At 70.1% G+C, this 17,683-nt stretch carries 17 protein-coding genes and 2 riboswitches; of the genes, 4 read left to right on the forward strand and 13 right to left on the reverse strand.

All coding sequences use genetic code 11. The features are described from left to right. Nucleotides 1-18: 18 nt before the first annotated feature. Both cobU and cobO read left to right on the forward strand, forming a co-directional pair. Nucleotides 19-543: a bifunctional adenosylcobinamide kinase/adenosylcobinamide-phosphate guanylyltransferase gene (gene cobU, locus SOM26_RS11050; RefSeq protein ID WP_320452753.1), complete on the forward strand. Its 525-nt coding sequence runs from the start codon at nucleotides 19-21 to the stop codon at nucleotides 541-543. Beyond that, nucleotides 543-1,142 (forward strand): cob(I)yrinic acid a,c-diamide adenosyltransferase, encoded by a 600-nt coding sequence (cobO, locus tag SOM26_RS11055; RefSeq protein ID WP_414712051.1) that lies wholly within the window; start codon nucleotides 543-545, stop codon nucleotides 1,140-1,142. The genes cobU and cobO overlap by 1 nt, the downstream gene beginning before the upstream one ends. A 281-nt stretch (nucleotides 1,143-1,423) precedes the next feature. On the opposite strand, the gene cobF is transcribed toward cobO, so the two are convergent. Genes cobF through cbiE form a run of 6 tightly spaced genes read right to left on the reverse strand, consistent with a single transcriptional unit; the run spans nucleotide 1,424 to nucleotide 6,581 of the window. Further along, nucleotides 1,424-2,242 carry a precorrin-6A synthase (deacetylating) gene (cobF, locus tag SOM26_RS11060; protein ID WP_320452755.1) on the reverse strand — a complete coding sequence of 273 codons (819 nt, stop codon included), beginning with the start codon at nucleotides 2,240-2,242 and terminating at the stop codon, nucleotides 1,424-1,426. Then, on the reverse strand, nucleotides 2,239-2,961 hold the full coding sequence (gene cobA, locus SOM26_RS11065) for a uroporphyrinogen-III C-methyltransferase (RefSeq protein ID WP_320452756.1): 723 nt from the start codon (nucleotides 2,959-2,961) through the stop codon (nucleotides 2,239-2,241). The genes cobF and cobA overlap by 4 nt, the downstream gene beginning before the upstream one ends. Beyond that, the gene (locus tag SOM26_RS11070; protein ID WP_320452796.1) at nucleotides 2,958-4,268 is read right to left on the reverse strand and encodes a cobyrinic acid a,c-diamide synthase CobB; all 1,311 of its coding nucleotides are present in this window, start codon (nucleotides 4,266-4,268) and stop codon (nucleotides 2,958-2,960) included. Before SOM26_RS11070 ends, cobA begins: the two co-directional genes overlap by 4 nt. A 5-nt stretch (nucleotides 4,269-4,273) precedes the next feature. Continuing rightward, nucleotides 4,274-5,035: a precorrin-4 C(11)-methyltransferase gene (gene cobM / locus SOM26_RS11075; protein WP_320452757.1), complete on the reverse strand. Its 762-nt coding sequence runs from the start codon at nucleotides 5,033-5,035 to the stop codon at nucleotides 4,274-4,276. After that, nucleotides 5,032-5,400 carry a cobalamin biosynthesis protein gene (locus SOM26_RS11080; RefSeq protein WP_320452758.1) on the reverse strand — a complete coding sequence of 123 codons (369 nt, stop codon included), beginning with the start codon at nucleotides 5,398-5,400 and terminating at the stop codon, nucleotides 5,032-5,034. Before SOM26_RS11080 ends, cobM begins: the two co-directional genes overlap by 4 nt. Further along, nucleotides 5,382-6,581, reverse strand: coding sequence for a precorrin-6y C5,15-methyltransferase (decarboxylating) subunit CbiE (cbiE, locus tag SOM26_RS11085; RefSeq protein ID WP_320452759.1), 1,200 nt, complete (start codon nucleotides 6,579-6,581; stop codon nucleotides 5,382-5,384). The genes SOM26_RS11080 and cbiE overlap by 19 nt, the downstream gene beginning before the upstream one ends. Between cbiE and SOM26_RS11090 the strand changes: the two genes are divergently transcribed. Further along, a complete protein-coding gene (locus SOM26_RS11090) occupies nucleotides 6,580-7,326 on the forward strand; it encodes a cobalt-precorrin-6A reductase (RefSeq protein ID WP_320452760.1) in 747 nt (248 codons plus the stop codon). The two genes, cbiE and SOM26_RS11090, sit on opposite strands and share 2 nt — an antisense overlap. On the opposite strand, the gene cobJ is transcribed toward SOM26_RS11090, so the two are convergent. From cobJ to SOM26_RS11125, 7 genes are all read right to left on the reverse strand, one after another. Then, nucleotides 7,302-8,051 carry a precorrin-3B C(17)-methyltransferase gene (gene cobJ, locus SOM26_RS11095; RefSeq protein ID WP_320452761.1) on the reverse strand — a complete coding sequence of 250 codons (750 nt, stop codon included), beginning with the start codon at nucleotides 8,049-8,051 and terminating at the stop codon, nucleotides 7,302-7,304. The genes SOM26_RS11090 and cobJ overlap by 25 nt on opposite strands. Further along, nucleotides 8,048-8,776 (reverse strand): precorrin-2 C(20)-methyltransferase, encoded by a 729-nt coding sequence (gene cobI, locus SOM26_RS11100; RefSeq protein ID WP_320452762.1) that lies wholly within the window; start codon nucleotides 8,774-8,776, stop codon nucleotides 8,048-8,050. Before cobI ends, cobJ begins: the two co-directional genes overlap by 4 nt. After that, entirely contained in the window at nucleotides 8,773-9,402 is a 630-nt protein-coding gene (locus SOM26_RS11105) for a precorrin-8X methylmutase (RefSeq protein ID WP_320452763.1), read from the reverse strand. Before SOM26_RS11105 ends, cobI begins: the two co-directional genes overlap by 4 nt. Continuing rightward, complete coding sequence (locus SOM26_RS11110; RefSeq protein ID WP_320452764.1) at nucleotides 9,402-10,526, reverse strand: ferredoxin-like domain-containing protein; 1,125 nt, start codon at nucleotides 10,524-10,526, stop codon at nucleotides 9,402-9,404. The genes SOM26_RS11105 and SOM26_RS11110 overlap by 1 nt, the downstream gene beginning before the upstream one ends. Further along, a complete protein-coding gene (cobN, locus tag SOM26_RS11115) occupies nucleotides 10,523-13,927 on the reverse strand; it encodes a cobaltochelatase subunit CobN (protein WP_320452765.1) in 3,405 nt (1,134 codons plus the stop codon). The genes SOM26_RS11110 and cobN overlap by 4 nt, the downstream gene beginning before the upstream one ends. A 5-nt stretch (nucleotides 13,928-13,932) precedes the next feature. Continuing rightward, nucleotides 13,933-14,970 carry a cobalamin biosynthesis protein CobW gene (gene cobW / locus SOM26_RS11120; protein WP_320452766.1) on the reverse strand — a complete coding sequence of 346 codons (1,038 nt, stop codon included), beginning with the start codon at nucleotides 14,968-14,970 and terminating at the stop codon, nucleotides 13,933-13,935. A gap of 180 nt (nucleotides 14,971-15,150) precedes the next feature. Further along, a riboswitch (cobalamin riboswitch) is annotated at nucleotides 15,151-15,348 on the reverse strand. Between the two features lie 22 nt (nucleotides 15,349-15,370). Beyond that, the gene (locus tag SOM26_RS11125; protein WP_320452767.1) at nucleotides 15,371-16,426 is read right to left on the reverse strand and encodes a HoxN/HupN/NixA family nickel/cobalt transporter; all 1,056 of its coding nucleotides are present in this window, start codon (nucleotides 16,424-16,426) and stop codon (nucleotides 15,371-15,373) included. 155 nt (nucleotides 16,427-16,581) lie between these two features. Continuing rightward, nucleotides 16,582-16,800, reverse strand: a riboswitch (cobalamin riboswitch). Between the two features lie 109 nt (nucleotides 16,801-16,909). On the opposite strand from SOM26_RS11125, the gene SOM26_RS11130 reads away from it, so the two are divergent. Next, nucleotides 16,910-17,488 carry a septal ring lytic transglycosylase RlpA family protein gene (locus SOM26_RS11130; RefSeq protein ID WP_320452797.1) on the forward strand — a complete coding sequence of 193 codons (579 nt, stop codon included), beginning with the start codon at nucleotides 16,910-16,912 and terminating at the stop codon, nucleotides 17,486-17,488. Nucleotides 17,489-17,683: the final 195 nt, after the last annotated feature.

Genomic DNA, 17,683 nt, shown 5'->3' on the forward strand with positions numbered 1-17,683 from the left:
CCCGCGATGCGGTTGGGCATGACGAAGCCCCGAACCATATTGGTCCTCGGCGGCGCGCGGTCGGGCAAGAGCCGCCACGCGCAGGCGCTGGCCGAGGCGATGACGCCCACCGGCTGCTTCATCGCCACCGCCCAGGCCTGGGACGACGAGATGCGCGACCGCATCGCGCGGCACCAGGCCGATCGCGACGAACGCTGGACGACGGTGGAGGCGCCGCTGGCGCTGGCCGAGGCTATTGCCGCGCACAGCCGCGCCGACCGGGTGCTGCTGGTCGATTGCCTGACGCTGTGGCTGACCAACCTGCTGCTCAGCGAAGCGGACATGGCGGCGGCGGGCGAAGCGCTGGTCGCCGCGCTGGCCGACGCGCCGGGCCCGGTGGTACTGGTCAGCAACGAGGTCGGTTTCGGCATCGTGCCCGACAATGCGCTGGCCCGGCGATTCCGCGATGCACAGGGCACGCTCAACCAGCGGCTGGCGCGGATGTGCGACGCGACCGATCTGGTGGTGGCGGGGCTGCCCCTTCGCCTTTCAGGAGAGAAATGATGCGAACCGATGCCGAACATGCCGAGCGCATGGCGAAGAAAAAGGCCGCGCAGGACAGCAAGGTCGCCGCGCGCGACGCCGAAAAGGGCCTGATCATCGTCCATACCGGCAAGGGCAAGGGCAAGACCACCGCCGCGCTCGGCATGGTGATCCGCGCAGTCGGCCACGGCATGCGCGTCGGCATGGTCCAGTTCGTGAAGGGCGCGATGACCACCGGCGAGGCCGCCGTGCTGGCGCGCTTCCCCGAGGTCGATTTCCACGCGATGGGCGAGGGCTTCACCTGGAACACCCAGGACCGCAGCCGCGACATCGCCACCGCGCGCACGGCGTGGGACGAGGTAAAGCGGATGATCGCCGATCCGTCCTATGACCTGATCGTCGCGGACGAGCTGAACATCGTCTTGCGTTACGATTATCTGCCGGTCGACGAAGTGCTGGAGGTGCTGGCCACCAAGGGGGCGATGACGCATGTCGTGATTACGGGCCGCAACGCGCCCGACGCGCTGATCGCGGCGGCCGACTTGGTGACGGACATGACGCAGGTGAAACACCCCTTCCGCGAACAGGGCGTTAAGGCGCAAAGGGGGATCGAGTTCTAGCCCCATATCAAGGGGATACAGCCACGGGCGGCATAGCTCGCGGCCCTGCCCTCCCCCAGCCCCTCCCGCCTGCGGGAGGGGAGATGCCTGGAGTAGAGCGATATGCCTTAAGCCCCTCCTCCCGGCAGGGGGGAGGGGTTTGGGGTGGGGGCGAAGCCGCGGGCGACGCAACTTGCGGCCAAGCCCTTCCCTACCCTGGTTCCGAGTGAAAGATGCCCCCGGCGTGACCGACCCACAACGCCCCTGCGAGAGGGGCCAAGCCTGTGGCGAGGGGAAACGCATCAAACCCCTTCTCCCGACAGGGGGGTGGGGCTTGGGGTGGAGGCCCGGCCCGGGGCGATGCCCTCCCCCGCCAGATCGCCGCCGCGCCGCAGCAGATACACATCCATGATCCACCCATGCGCCCGCCGCAGTTCGGCCCTGCGCGCGACGATCCGCTCCGCCACATCCGCCAGCCGTCCGGCCTCGACCGCCTGCTGCGCCATGCCCAGATACGCCCCCCACCAGATCGCCGCATCCGACTGGTCCAACGTGGTGAACGCACATCCTCCGTCCAGCATCACCGCCACGCTGTCCGCCCCCTCGGGCCAGCCCCCCTCGCGCAGGCGTCGCCCGGTCGTCACCATCACCGGCGCGCCCACCGCGTTGAACGGGATGGCGTGCGCCGCGCACAGCAGTTGCAGGCTGGTGATCCCCGGCACCACCGTCACCCGCTCGACCGCGATCAGCCGCCGAGCGATGCGGATCGTGCTGTCGTAGAGCGAGGGATCACCCCAGACCAGCAATGCCACCCGGCCACCCTCGGGCAGATGCGCGGTGATCTCCGCTGCCCAACATGACGCGATCGCGTCATGCCAGCGTTCGACATTGTCGAGGTAATCCCCCTCGCCCGCCCGCACCGGCAGGTCGAATTCGATCACCCGCGTCGCTGCCCCCGCCAGCACCTGCGCGCAGATGTCGCGGCGCAGGTCGATCAGTTCGGCCTTGTCCGCCTTGCGCGGCAACAGGATCAGGTCGGCGGCGCGCATCGATGCCTCGGCCGCGCGGGTCAGGTGGTCGGGGTTGCCGGTGCCGATGCCGATCAGGTCGAGATGGATCACAGATCCTCCATCAACGGACCATAGAGGATCAGCGCCGCCTTGTCCGACACGCCCTTTGCCAGTTGCTCCGCCAGGGCGCCCACGGTCGAACGGGTCAGCCGCTGGTCGGGACAGCCGACATGTTCGGCCATCAACGCGGGCGTCCGGGGCGGCAGGCCGTGCGCAACCAGCGCCTCGACCAGCGCGGGAAAGGTGCGCTTCGGCATGAACACCACCGTCGTCGCCCCCGCATCGGCCAGCGCCGCCATGTTGCGATCGGCGGGCAGCGCGCCAGTCACGTCATGGCCGGTCACGAACTGCACCCGCCGTGCCTGGTTGCGCCGGGTCAACGGCAAGCCCGCCGCGGCGGCCGCCGCGCTTGCCGTGCTGACGCCGGGCACGATCTCGAAGGGGATTGCGGCAGCCTTCAGCGCCAGGATCTCCTCCTCCAGCCGTCCGAAGATGCCGGGATCGCCCGACTTCAGCCGCACCACCCGTTTTCCGCTGAGGGCATGATCGACCAGCAGGCGGTCGATCTCGCCCTGCTTGGGCGAGGCACGACCGGCGCGCTTGCCGACCGCGACCAGCTCGGCATCGGCGCGGGCGTGGCCCAGCATCGGCCCGGCGGCGAGGTCGTCGAACAGCACGACGTCCGCCTCGGACAGACAACGCACCGCCTTCAGCGTCAACAGCTCGGGGTCGCCCGGCCCCGCACCGACAAGGGATACGAACCCGCTCACCACCAGCGCGCCACCAGATGGAAGAAGGTGCCAGTGACCTGCCCCCGCCGCGATCCGGTCTCGGGCACCGCTTCCCCCTGCGCATCCACGACATGGGCAAGGGCGGCATCGGGCTGTTCGAGCACGGTCGAATAATGAAACTCATGCCCGCCCAGCACCGCACCCTCGGGCATCCCCGCCACTTCGCCCAGCAGGGTCGCACGGCGATAACCGAGATGCATCCTGCGCCTGGCATAGCTGGTCACAAGGCCGAGCAGCCCCGCCATGCGGTGGCTCACCCCCTCGGCATCGACCAGCGCTTCGCCCAGCGCCATGTAACCGCCGCACTCGCCATGGATCGGCTTGGTGGCGGCATGGGCGACAAGCCCCGCTCGGAACGTCTCCGCCGCCGCAAGCCGTCCGGCATGGAGTTCCGGGTAGCCGCCGGGCAGCCAGACCAGATCGGCCGACGCGTCGGGGGCTTCGTCGGCCAGCGGCGAGAAGGGCAGGATTTCCGCCCCTGCGGCGCGCCAGCCCTCCAGCATATGCGGATAGACGAAGGAAAAGGCCGCATCCTGCGCCAGCGCGATACGCTGCGCCGGCGGTGGCGGGAGCGTGCCGGATGCGGCGGCGAAGGGCTTGGCATAGGCCGCCGCGCGCACCGCCTCCAGATCGACATGCGCCGCCAGGAACGCCGCATAGTCGCCGATCAGCCGGTCGAGTTCGGGATGCTCGACCGCCTGTACCAGCCCCAGATGCCGCTCCGGCAGGACCAGATCGCCGCGCCGGGGCAGCGCCCCGAACACCGGCAGGCCGATCTCCTCGAAACCCAGTCTAGCCAGCCGCTCGTGACGCGGGCTCGCCACGCGGTTCAGGATCACCCCCGCCACGCGCAGTTCGGGATCGTAACGCGCGAAGCCCAGCGCGGTGGCCGCCGCCGACTGGGCCTGGCCCGATACGTCGATGACCAGGATCACCGGCCAACCCATGCGCCTGGCCGTCTCCGCACTGCTCCCCATGCCGGTCGCGCCGGGCCTGGCAACGCCATCGAACAGCCCCATCGAGCCCTCGGCCAGCACCAGTTCGGCGTCCGCGCCGCGCTGGCCGAGCGTGTCGAGCAGCGCGGCGGGCATCGCCCAGCCGTCGAGGTTGAACGACGCCCGCCCGCACGCCGCCCGGTGAAAGGCGGGGTCGATATAGTCGGGGCCGCTCTTGAACGGCTGCACCCTCAGCCCCGCATCGCGAAACGCGCGCAGGAGGCCCAGCATCACCGTCGTCTTGCCGGTGCCCGAGGCGGGCGCGGCGATCATCAGGCCCGGAGTCGTCATGGACGTCATGCCAGCGTGTTCCCGGGACGATAGCGGCGGTCATAGCCCTCCGCATACAGCTTGCTCTCGGCGAAATCGCTGGTGGCAAGGACGCGGCCGACCAGGATCAGCGCGGTACGCTCCGGCCCGTCGGCGGCAGCCTCCTCGATGGTGGCCAGCGTCGCGCGGACGATGCGCTGCTCGGGCCAGCTCGCGCGCCAGACGATCGCGACCGGGCAGTCCGCGCCGTAATGCGGGGTCAGGTCGGCGACGACCTTCGCCAGGTTGTGGATCGACAGGTGGATGGCCAGCGTCGCGCCGGTCGCGGCGAAGGCGGTCAGCGTCTCCCCCTCGGGCATGGCGCTGGCGCGGCCGGGCGTGCGGGTCAGGATCACCGACTGGGCGATGCCGGGCAGGGTCAGCTCGCTCTCCAGCACCGCCGCCGCCGCGAAGGACGGCACGCCCGGCGTCACCGAGACGGGGATGCCCAGTTCGCGGATTCGCCGCACCTGCTCGCCCATCGCCGACCAGATCGACAGGTCGCCCGAATGGAGGCGGGCGACGTCCTGCCCCCTGGCGTGCGCATCACGAATTTCCGCCATGATCTCGTCGAGCGTCATCGGCGCGGTGTTCACGATTTTCGCATCCGGCGGGCAATGCGCCAGTACCGCCTGCGGAACCAGCGACCCGGCATAGAGGCAGACCGGGCAAGCCGCGATCAGGTCGCGCCCACGCAGGGTCAGCAGGTCGGGGGCACCGGGTCCGGCGCCGATGAAATGGACGGTCATTGGTCAGGTCCTTGAGCCATGGCGCAGGTCGCCATGCGGTCGGCGGAAATCACGCGGGTCACGATGATCCGCGCCCCCGCCCCGGCGGCGGCGAGCGCCACCGCCTCGGCGACGCTGCCGACGCCGCGATGGATCAGGCTGAGGTCGGAGCGGGTGGGTGTGTCGATGCCGTTCAGCGCGGCGGCGGGAATGACGGTCACGGACAACCCCTCCCTCTGCGCGAATCCGGCAATCAGGGCGGCGCGATCCTCCGGCACGGCAAGGCGATCGGGCCGTACGCCCATCGCGGCCAGCGCGTCGCGAAAGGAAGCCTCCGTCGCCGTCGCGCGGCATCCGAAACCCGCGATCACCACGCGACCCGCCATTGCACGATGGGATAGCTCGCCTTCCAGCCGCGCTTGGTGCCGAGCGGCCGGGCCTGTGCCAGTTCGATGCGCAGCAACTCGCCGCCGAAGCGCGATTGGCACTGGGTCAGCAACGCCTCGGTTTCCAGCGTCACCGCATGCGCGACGAGGCGACAATGGGGCAGCATGCGCAGGGCCTCGACCAGTTGCGGCGACAGGCCGCCGCCGACGAACACCGCATCCGGGTGCGGCCGGTCGGCTAGGCCCGTGATCGCGTCGCCCTCGACCAGGTCCAGCCGCTCGACACCCAGCCGCGCGGCATTGGCGCGGGCACGGGCGAGCCGGGCGGGATCACGCTCGAAACCGACCGCGCGGGTGGTGGGGTTGCTGAGCAGCCATTCGAGCGCGACCGATCCCGATCCCGTCCCGATGTCCCACAGCAACTCGCCCGGACGCGGGGCGAGCGCCGACAAGGCAAGTGCGCGGACCGGGCGCTTCGTGATCTGTCCGTCATGCGCGAACCAGTCATCGTCCAGCCCGCTTGCGCAGGGCAGGACGCGGCCCGGCCCGACAGGCTCGATCGCCACTGCGACCGGGTGGGCGATGTCGGTCCAGTCGAGCATGTTCGCCGCCACGCGCCGGACGCGCTCGCGCGGGCCGCCCAGCGCCTCCAGCACGGTCAGCGCGCTGCCGCCGAAACCCTGTTCGGCCAGCCACGCCGCCAGCGCTGTCACCGACGCCCCGTCGCGCATCAGCGCCAATAGTCTTTGCCCAGGCGCCAGAAGCGGGCGCAGCGTCTCGACCGGCCGGGCGTGGAGCCCGACGCCCTGGATCGTCTCCACCGGCCAGCCCAGCCGCGCCGCCGCCAGCGACAAAGTGGACGCGGCCGGATAGGCCACCCATTCGCCCGGATCGAGATGGCGGGTCACCACCGAACCCGCCCCGAACCAGAAGGGATCGCCCGATGCGAGCATCACCACCCGCTCTCCGCGCCGTTCCAGCAGCATCGGCACGCCATCGGCAAAGGGGATAGGCCAGACGATCCGCTCCCCCCCACCCCGCCCGCCCAGCAACGACAGGTGACGGGCTGCGCCCATCACGCTATCGGCGGCATCGATCGCGGCGCGTGCGGGGGCGGTCAGGCCGTCCCAGCCATCCTCGCCGATCCCGACGATCGTCAGCCACGCCTGGGAGTCAGCCATGCGCCATATCCTTCTGCTCGGCGGCACGACCGAGGCGAGCGCGCTGGCCACCGCGCTGGCCACGCGCGGCGAACATGCGGTGCTCAGCTATGCGGGCCGCACCGACCATCCGCGTGCGCAGGCCATTCCCACGCGGGTGGGCGGGTTCGGCGGTATCGAGGGGCTGGCGGAATATCTGACCCGCGAGGGCGTGACCCATCTGGTCGACGCCACCCATCCCTTCGCCGCGCGGATCAGCGCCAATGCCATCGCGGCGGCGGAACTGGCCGGTGTGCCGCTCCTCGCCTTGACCCGCCCCGCCTGGGAGGCGGGACCCGGCGACCGCTGGATCCGCGTTGCCGATACGGCGGAAGCGGTCGTCGCGTTGGGTACCGAGGCGGCGCGCGTCTTCCTGGCACTCGGTCGCCAGACCATCGGCGATTTCGGCCATGCGACGCAGCATTTCTACCTGCTGCGCTTCGTCGATCCCGCCGCGCCGCCCGCGCTGCCGCACCATCATCTGGTGGTGGATCGCGGCCCCTTCACGCTGGCGGGCGAACTGGCGCTGCTGCGCGAACACCGGGTCCAAGTCGTCGTCGCCAAGAATGCGGGCGGCTCGGGCGCGCGGGCGAAGCTGGATGCGGCGCGCGCACTGGGCCTGCCGGTCGTGATGATCGACCGGCCTGCCATACCAGACCGGCCGCAGGCGAGCAGCGTCGCGCAGGTGCTGGACTGGCTGGATCACCGTGTCGTCCGGGGGGTGTAGAGGATCGGCCGGCCCGCATGCGGGATCGTCCGCGTACGACTGGACCCGATGATGACGACGGTCCGCATATCGGCCATCTCGCCGCGCGCATCGGGCAGGGGCACGATGCGCAAATGCTCTTCCGGGGTGGAGACGGCACGGGCGAACAGCACCGGGCGATCGTCGCCGCACGTCTCACGCAGCAGCGCAAAGGCCGCGTCCAGCGCATCGGGCCGCGCCTTGGACCGGGGGTTGTACAGCGCAATGGCGAAATCCGCCTCCGCCGCGAGCGCCAGCCGCCGCTCGATCAGCGCCTGCGGCTTCAGATTGTCCGACAGGTTGATCGCGCAGAAATCATGCCCCAGCGGCGCGCCCGCCCGCGCGCTGGCCGCCAGCATCGCGGTGATGCCGGGCAGGACGCGAATGTCGAGGTCGTGCCAGCGTCTGGGGTCTTCCTCCACCCGCTCGAAGATCGCCGCCGCCATGGCGAACACCCCCGGATCGCCCGACGATACGACGACGACGCGCCGCCCGTCCTCGGCCATTTCCAGCGCATGGAGAGCCCGGTCGCGCTCGACGCGGTTGTCGCTGGCATAGCGGGTCAGGCCGGGCCGCTCGGCCACGCGCGCGACGTAGGGGATGTAACCGACGACATCGGTCGCCTCCGCCAGCACCGCCGACACTTCGGGCGTCACCATGTCCTCCGCGCCCGGCCCCAGTCCGACGACGACCAGCCAGCCGCTCATGGCCGTCGCCCCTGGCCATGGATCAGCGCGATCGAGAAATAGGGGGCGGGCGCGTCCTCCACCTGTGACAGACGACGGACGCGCTCCCCGGCCTGGGCGGCATGTTCGACCAGCCAGGCCTGATCCTCCCGTCCGGCCGCCGCGATGGCACGGCGCAGCTTGGGCAGGTGGCGGCCGATCTTCATGACGACCAGCGCGTCGGTCTCGGCGATGCGGCGGGTCAGTTCCGCCTCGGGCAGGGTCGCCATCGCGACGGTCAGCACATCGTCGCCCCATGTGATCGGCGCGCCGCTGGCGGTCCAGGCGCCCGACATGCCGGTGATCCCCGGCACGACCGCGACAGGCGCGTGCGGCCGCAACCGGCTGTGCAGGTGCATGAACGAGCCGTAGAAGAACGGATCCCCCTCGCACAGCACCACCACATCCTCGCCGCCCTGCACCAGCGACAGGATGTGCGCGGTGCACTGCGCATAGAAGGCCGACAGGCATTCGTTATAGCGCGGGTCGGTGAACGGGATCTCCGTCGTGACCGGATAGTCCATCGGATATTCCACCGCATCGTCGCGCAACATGCCCTCGACGATGGTGCGCGCATGGCCGCGCCGTCCGCTTTTGCGGAAATAGGCGACATGCCGCGCCCCGCGCACCAGCCGGTCGGCGCGCACGCTCATCAGGTCCGCCGCACCCGGCCCCAGGCCGACGCCGTGGATCGTACCGACCGTCATTCGGCGCGGCTCGCCAGCGCGTTGATCGCCGCGACGGTGATCGCGCTGCCGCCGGGGCGTCCCTTCACGATGGCGCACGGCACGGGCTGCGCCTCCCACAGCGCATCCTTCGACTCCATCGCGCCGACGAACCCGACCGGACAGCCGATGATCGCCGCCGGGCGCGGGCAGTCGGGGTCTTCCAGCATGGTCAGCAGATGGAAGAGCGCGGTCGGCGCATTGCCGATCGCGACCAGCGCGCCCGCCAGATGCGGCCGCCACAGCTCCAGCGCGGCCGCCGAGCGGGTCGTGCCCATCTCCCGCGCGAGCGCGGGCACGGCGGGATCGCGCAGCGTGCAGATCACCGGATTGTCGGCAGGCAGGCGAGCGCGCGTGACCCCCTCGCTGACCATATGCGCGTCACACAGGATCGCCGCGCCATTCGCCAGCGCCTGCCGCCCCGCCACTGCAAAGCCGTGCGAGAAGTGGATGAAGGGCGCGAGTTCGACCAGCCCGGCGGCATGGATCATGCGCACCGCCACCGGCTCTTCCTCCGCATCGAAGCGGCCCAGCTCCGCCTCGGCGCGGATGATGGCAAAGGACTGGCGATAGATCGCCGCGCCATCGGTTTCGTAAGTGTACGGCATCAACAGGCTCCGAGAAGCGCGACCGCCCGCTCGGGCGTCAATCCGGTGTGAAGGGGCGCGGCCCCGGCGCGGGCGTCTCTGGCCAGATCGAAAGCCCCCTCCCGCCCGGTCAGCACCCAGTCCGCCGCCCGTGCCCGCGCGCAGCCCTTCGCGCAACCCGATATGTGCAGGCGGCCCTTGACCAGCGGTGCGAGGCGGGCGGCGAGATCGCGGGTTTCGACACTGGCCTGCGGACAGGCGGGCGCGCCGACACAGGCGTCGACATGCAGGATGGGGGCATCTTGCAGGACCATGCCCTTGGCGGGGGTGGGGGCAATATTCTCGACCAGCAGCATCCGCCACGGGGTCAGGCGGATGGGTGCACGTCGATCGCCCGCAAAGGCACCCAACCGTTCCGCGTCGATACGACCAAAGGGAAGACCATAGACCGCGCCCATCGGATGCGCGCCGGGGCCCAGCGGCGTGGTGGAAGGTGCAGGCTTCGCGTCGCCCGTCGCCCATGCCGGAAGAAGGGCCGCATGGCGCGCCATCCTGCCCGCATCATGGCCACCGCTGTCAACGAACCAGTGCGCCAGCCGGATCAGCCCCTCGACCGCATTTTCCCGGGCGACGATCACGCCGGTCGCTCGCCCATCGGCGCGGAGCAGCAATTCGCCCGTGGCCGTCCGCTCAATCCGGAAATCGCCGGGCGCATCGCCCAGCATCGGCGCAGGGCCCGCATCGACCACGAAGCCGACCTTGCCCGGCAGGTCGGGCAGATCGGCCAGCCGCGCGCACAGCCCGGTCGCGATGACATGGCTATCGTCGCCCTCGCGCCATTCCGGCTGGACGAGCATCGCGCCCCGCCCCTCCCGCACCGGATCGGGATCGACCAGTTCCAGTGCCTGCAATTCGGCGAGCATGTCGGGCCAGCTTTCCTCGCTGGCACCCCGGATTTGCAGGTTCGCGCGCGCGGTCAGGTCGATCTGGCCATTGCCGTGGCGGAGCGCCGCCCGACACAGCCCCTCGACCTGTTCGGCCGTCAACCGACCCAGCGGCGGACGAACCCGGACGAGCAGTCCGTCGCCCGCCATCATCGGTCGCCACGCATCGGGGCACCAGCCCTTGACCTCGAACCCGCTCATGCCGCGCCGTCCAGCATCGCCAGCACCGAGTTGCGCCGCGTCCGCCACAGTCCCGCCTCGTAAAGCGCCGCGAACCGCGCCTCCATCGCCGCGAGCGCCGCCGGGTTGGCCTGCGCCATGAAGTCGCGCACCGCGTCCTGCGCCAGCGTCGCGTCCCAGTACAGGTCGATCAGCGCGGCGGGGACCGCGTCGGCCAGATGCGCGAAGCTGCCCAGATGGTCGAGCGTCGCGGCGATCTCGGCCGCACCCCGAAAACCATGCGCCATCATCCCCGCCACCCAGCGCGGGTTGGCGGCGCGGGCATGGACGGTACGGGCGATCTCCTCCGCCAGCGTCCGTGCCTTGGGATTGGCGGGGTCGCGCGTGTCGAGATGATAGAGCGAGGCCGCCCCCTCCCCCAGCGCTGCCCGTGCCGCCGCGAAGCCCGCCTGATGCGCCGCATAATCGGCGGCCAGCAGCAGGTCGCTTTCGGGAAGGTCATGGAGATGGACGAACGCCTGCGCCCCCGCCACCCGCGCCGCGATCCCCTCCGCATCGCGCCGGTCGCCGTCGTCGAGCGCCGTCGCCGAGGCGGCGAGCCAGCTCTGCCCCGCCTCGATCCGCGCCGCCTCGTCATAGCCTGCATTCGGGTCCAGCCCGATGCCATAGCGACCCGGCGCGGGGCCATAGACGCGCGGGGTCGCCTGGCCGACATAGGGGTTCCAGTCGGACGCTTCCTCGCGCGCGGCCAGCGCGCGCACCGCCTGCCCGAACAGCGCGACCAGATGGGGGAAGGCATCGCGGAACAGCCCCGACACGCGCAACGTCACGTCGACACGCGGCCGGTCGAAGCGCATCAGCGGCATCACCTCGAACCCCGTTACCCGCTCGGAGCGGTGGTCCCAGACCGGCTCGACCTCGATCAGGTGGAGCGCCATGGCAAATTCCTCACCCGCCGTGCGCATCGTCGCCGAACCCCAGAGATCGACGATCAGGGTGCGCAGGTGATCGCCCTCCTCCTGCATGTGACGGCGGATCAGTTCCTCGGCGAGCTTGACGCCCTGGAGATGCGCTGCACGGCTCGGCACCGCGCGGGGATCGATGGCGTACAGGTTGCGGCCCGTGGGCAGCACATCGGCGCGCCCTCGGTACGGTGAGCCCGAAGGCCCCGCCGCGACGCGCTTGCCATCCAGCCCGGCCAGCAATCCCGTCCGCTCCGCCGCGCCCTGCTCGCCGCGCCCGAAGATGTGGAGCCCCTCGCCGAACTGGCTGTCCTTCACATCGCAGACAAAGGCGTCGATCCGGGCGAGCGGATCCTCCGCCCCCGCCAGCCCAAGCGTATCGCCCAGCCCGACGCTCTCCGCCTCCTCGGCGATACTGGCGCGCAGCCGGTCGCGGCGCGCGGGGTCGAGGCCGTCGGCATTGGCGTATTCGTCGAGCAACGCCTCCAGCCGCCCCAGCCCCGCACCCGTCCTGGCCTGTACCAAAGCCGGGGGGACATGGCCGATCGTCACCGCGCCCAGCCTTCGCTTGGCCTGCGCTGCCTCGCCCGGATCGTTGACGATGAAGGGGTAGAGGACCGGCCAGTCGCGGGTCAGCGCCTCGGGCCAGCAGGCGTCGGACAGCGCCACCGCCTTGCCGGGCAGCCATTCCAGCGTGCCATGCGCGCCGACATGGACCAGCGCGTCGATGCCCCGCGCCCGAAGCCAGAGATAGAAGGCGACATAGGAGTGGCGCGGGCAGCGCGAGAGGTCGTGATAGTCATCCGCCCGTGCCTCGCGGCGACCCCGCTCGGGCTGAAGCGCGACGATGGCCTTGCCCAATTCCAGCGCGGGAAAGTGGAAGGCGTCCCCATCGACCAGCGGATCCGCCTCGGCCACACCCCAGCTTTCCAGCAGGTCGGCGCGTAGGGACTCGGGCAAGGCGGCAAGCGCCTCGCGATAGGCGGCGACCGGCCATGTCATCCGGTTGGCGAGCAGCGCGGCGGGCAGGTCGGCCTGTGCCTCCACATCATAACCGGCGTCGCGAAGATCATTCAGGATCGCATCCGTCGAGGCAAAGCCGTCCAGCCCCACGGCATGTGCCGCCTGCCAGTCCTTGCCCGGATAGGTCGACAGCAGGACCGCCAACCGCCGTTCCACCGCAGGAGTCGCGGCAAGCCTCGCCCAGCCCGCCACCTTGTCCGCCACCGCCGCGATCCGTGCGGGCTCGGCACGGTGCAGGCGCAGGGCGATGTCGAAATCGGGATCGCGCTCACCCGGTTGCTTGAAGCTGACCACACCGGCGAAGAGGCGTCCGTCGATTTCGGGCAGGACGACGTGCATGGCGAGGTCGGCGGGCGACAGGCCGCGTGCCGACCCCTCCCAGCCCTGCCGGTCGCTGGTGGCGAGCGCGACCTGGAACACCGGCACGCCTGCACCGTCCAGCGGGGTGGTGTCATCCTCGCCGCGCGCGGAGAAGGCGGTGGCGTTGATGATCGCGGCGGGGGTCAGGGCCTTGACCCAACGCGCGATCCAGGGGCCTGCGCCTTCGGCCTTCAGCGAAGGGACGAAAAGGGCAACGGGGTCGAACCCGCGCTCGGTCAAGGCGGCGTGGAGGGCCGCGATGGGCTCCAGGTCGGCAGCGGCAAGATAGGCGCGGTAGAAGGTCAGCAGGATGCGGGGGCGGTCTTGGCGCAGAAGAGCGGCGGCAGGGCAGGAAGGGCCTTCAGGAGTCCAGCCGCCGACGGGGGCGATCAGAGGCGGGGTCGCTTGGGGCGAGGCCCCTCCCCCATCCCCTGCCGCCTGCGGGAGGGGCGTGTGTGTGGTGGGCGCTTGCACTTCTTCAAACGGTTCGCTCGCGTCAGCGACCGGACGCGTGCTTCCAAATCCCGCGCGTCCCGCACCACGATAGCCCCTCTCCCGGCAGGGGGAGGGGTTGGGGAGGGGCAAGGCCCCAGGCAACACCGTCTCGGCAAGTACCCCCAAGGCAACACCCGCCGCCTGCGCTCCCCCCGCATCGCACAGCGCCCCCAACCGCCGCACCACCGCCTCCTCGACGGTAGACGCCGCCATCAGCCGCCGGTCCTCACGCCCGTCCGCCGCCAGCACCACCAGCGCTATCCCCCGCTCCCGCGCCAGCCGCTCGACCTCGCGCAGGCCATAGTCCCAATAGGCCGCCCCGCCGATCAGCCGGATCAGGATCGCCTTCGCATGCACCAGGGTCTGCTCGACATAGGTGTCGACCGACAGCGGGTGGACCAGCGTCGCCAGATTGGCGAGCCGCAGCGACCAGAGGAATCCCCCCGCCCGCCAGCCCGCCGCAAAGGCGCTTAGGTCGCTGTCGGAGAAGGACAGCACGACCACGTCACCGGGGCGCTGCCCCAGATCCTGTGGAACCGCCTGTTCCTCCAGCCCATGGCTCTCGCGAAAGACGAGATGCACTGGTCTCAGCCCTTCAGCACGGCCTCGATCGCGGCGCGGTCGATCCGGTCATGCTCGGCGATGACGACCAGTTGCGTGCCGCGCGGCTCGCCCGCACCCCATGGGCGATCATAGCTGGTGCGGACCCGGCGGCCGACCGCCTGGACCAGCAGCCGCATCGGCTTGCCTGCCACGGCCGCATAGCCCTTCACGCGCAGGATATCCTGCTGCTCGGCCAGAGTCACGATGCGCTGCGTGATCGCCTCGGGACTGTCCACCTCGCCCAGCATCACCGAGATGCTGTCGAAATCGTCATGCTCGTGATCGTCCGCGCCGTCATGGTGCGAGGGGCGCGCGGCGATGTCGTCCTCGGCGGCCGCTTCCAGGCCCAGCACGATCTCGGCGGAGACGATGCCGTCGACCGCCTCGACCATGGGCAGCGGGCGCGGGGCTTCGGCGGCGATGATCGCGCGCGCCTTCGCGACGCCCTCCGGCCCGGCCAGGTCGGCCTTGGTCAGCAGGACGATATCGGCACAGGCGAGCTGGTCCTCGAACACTTCGGACAGCGGGGTTTCATGGTCGAGGCTGGGGTCGGCGGCGCGCTGCGCCTCGACCGCGTCGAGATCGGGGGCGAAGCGGCCCGCCGCGACGGCCTCCGCATCGGCCAGCGCGACCACCCCGTCCACCGTGATGCGCGAACGGATGGCGGGCCAGTCGAACGCCTTGAGCAGCGGCTTGGGCAAAGCGAGGCCCGACGTCTCGATCAGGATGTGATCGGGCCGCGGCTCCATCGCCAGCAGCTTTTCGACCGTCGGGATGAAGTCGTCGGCGACGGTGCAGCAGATGCAGCCATTGGCCAGCTCGACGATATTTTCCGCCGGACAATCGGGAATCGCGCAGGATTGCAGGATGTCGCCGTCGACGCCCAGCGTGCCGAACTCGTTGACGACCACCGCCAGGCGACGACCGCCCGCATTGCGGATCAGGTGGCTGATAAGCGTGGTCTTGCCCGCACCCAGAAAGCCGGTGACGATGGTGACGGGGACCTTGCTGAGGTCACGCATGGTAATTCTCCGACGCGCCGGACGAGCGAGCGCGGACACGGGACCTGTCGCCGAAGCGGTGACGAACGGGCGCGCGACATGCGTCCGCCCCGCTGACCGGCGACCGATGCGGCCCCGGCCGCATGGCTTCGTCGCTCCCCGACGGAGAACCGTGCCCCGACCACCCCCTGGGTCCAGGCAAGAGCGACCATGACGCCGGCAGGTCTCCTGGCTCGCGGGTCGAAGCGAAGGGATGCGCCTTCCCGGATCACTCCAGTGGCCGTGCCTCCAACAGCACCAGCATCGCTCGCTCACCGCTTACAGTTGCAGGGACAGCCGGGGATTTGCACCCCATTCCCGTTTGAAGCCCCAAGGGGCACCGGCGCGATCTTCGGGAGTTTTCGCCCCCGATGTGCGGCATTTATCCCGCCGCGCCGGGCTTGGCAATTCGCGCCTCCATCGCGGCGAACCCGCGCCAGCGATAGAGGAGGAAACTTGCCCCCCAGCAGAGCACGAACAGCCCGACGATCGCGAAGCCGAGTATGTTGAAATGCTCGGACAGCGCGCCTGCATAACGGAACGGCCCCGAGGTCCAGCCGAACCGCTCGGCCAGCAGCGCGGTCGCCTGGATACCGCCGATCACCAGCGCGACCAGTGCCGAGACGAGCGTGATCGTCATGTTGTAGTAGAGCTTGCGCAAGGGGTGGACGAACGCCCACTCATACGCCCCCAGCATGACGAGCCCATCGGCGGTGTCGATCAGCGCCATGCCGACCGCGAACAGCACCGGGAAGACCAGGATCGTCGCCAGCGACACGCCGTCCGCCGCATGCGAGCCCGAGAGACCCAGGATCGCCACCTCGGTCGCGGTGTCGAACCCCAGCCCGAACAGGAAGCCCAGCGGCGCCATGTGCCAGCTCCGCCGGATCAGCCGGAACAGCGGACGGAACAGGCGCGACAGCGGCCCCTGCCCCGAAAACAGCATGTCGGCATCCGCCTCGGCCATCGGCTCGCCGCGCGCGACGCGGCGGAAACGGGTCCACACGTCGCGCAGGATGATCAGGTTCATGATCGCGATGGCGAACAGGAAACTGGCCGAGACGATGGTGGCGATCGTCCCGCCGCTCTGCCCGAACGCCTCGAAATCGGACAGGGTGCTGGCGGCAAGCGCGACCGTGGTCGCCGCGATCAGGACGATGGCGGAATGGCCGATCGCGAACCACAGGCCGACCGCGATGGGCCGCTGGCCGTCCTGCATCAGCTTGCGGGTGACATTGTCGATGGCCGCGATGTGATCGGCATCGACCGCATGACGCAACCCCAGGCTATAGGCGAGCAAGGCGGTGCCCAGCATCAGGCTGTTGCCCGCGAACACGCTCAGCGCCCAGCCCCAGACGGCGATATTGACGATGACGAGCGCACCCATCAGCCACGTGACGCGGCGCTTGAGCGAGGGTCGGATGGAAACTTCGGACATGGGCGGATCTCTTCCCCCGGGCGCCATGGCGACAAAGGCCGACCGGGCCGACCACAGACGGACGCACGTCAGAGTCGGATTCGATTCGCATCGGCCACGTGGCGTCGCTCACATGATACAATATATCTTCGCCATGACCATCCCCTGGATCGCGGCAAGAGCGACTCGCATCGGCAGGTCTCCTGGCTCGCGGGTCGAAGCGTCGGCGATGCAGCCTTCCCGGATCGCTCCAGTGGCCGTGCCTCGCGCCCCAATAAAGGAGGCACGGGACACCAGCGTCGCGCGCTCACCGCTTACAGTTGCAGGGACAGCCGGGGATTTGCACCCCGTTCCCGTTTCAAGCCCCGAAGGGCACCGGTGCGATTGACCGGCGATCGGGCTGGAAGCCCATACCGGTCGGCACGGGGATAGTCTGCGGCGGATGGAGGCGCAAACCGCTTTATCACCCCCATCTCGCGGCCTAATCCAAAACCCATGGTGGATATGAGACGATGGTGCCGCTGGGGGCGCCGCTGGGCACCGGCGGCGGCCTGCCTGGTCGCGGCCTGTTCGGGCGGGAATTACCGGCCGGTCAGCGACACGCCGGTGCGGATCGGGCGGCCCTATACGGTACGCGGCGTCACCTATGTCCCCGCCGAGGACGCGACCTACGACATGCTGGGCTATGCCAGCTGGTATGGCGGCGAATCGGGCAAGCGCACCGCGAACGGCGAACGCTTCCGCCCCGGCTGGGCCACGGCGGCGCACACCACCCTTCCCCTGCCCAGCTATGTCGAGGTGACGGCGCTGGACACCGGGCGGCGGATCATCGTGCGGGTCAACGATCGCGGACCGTTCGCGGGATCGTCCCGGATCATCGACCTGTCACGCGGCGCGGCCGAGCAACTGGGCCTGCGCGCGGTCGGCAAGGCGGCGGTGCGGGTGCGACGGGTCGAACCGGACGAAAAGGACCGCGAACGCCTGCGCCACGGCAAGGCGGCCCGGCCCTTGCCGCCCGTGTCCGATGCGGTGCGGGCGAACCTCTTGTCGCAGATCGCGGCAGCCGGAATGACGGTGCGTTAGCAGCGGCAGCTTTCGCCCGAGGCTGTGTAAAAACTTCGGAATCTGCTATGGTTTTCCGACGTTTCGGGAGGCTTGGGCATGGGCCGTTTCGTACACGGGGAAGACCGTCGGCAGGACTATCTGCTGCCTGCATCGCTTGATGATTACGTATCGGCAGATAACCCGGTTCGCGCGGTCGAGGCGTTCATCGATGCG

It is taken from the genome of Sphingomonas sp. CFBP8993 (assembly GCF_034044895.1).
Classification (GTDB): Bacteria; Pseudomonadota; Alphaproteobacteria; order Sphingomonadales; family Sphingomonadaceae; genus Sphingomonas.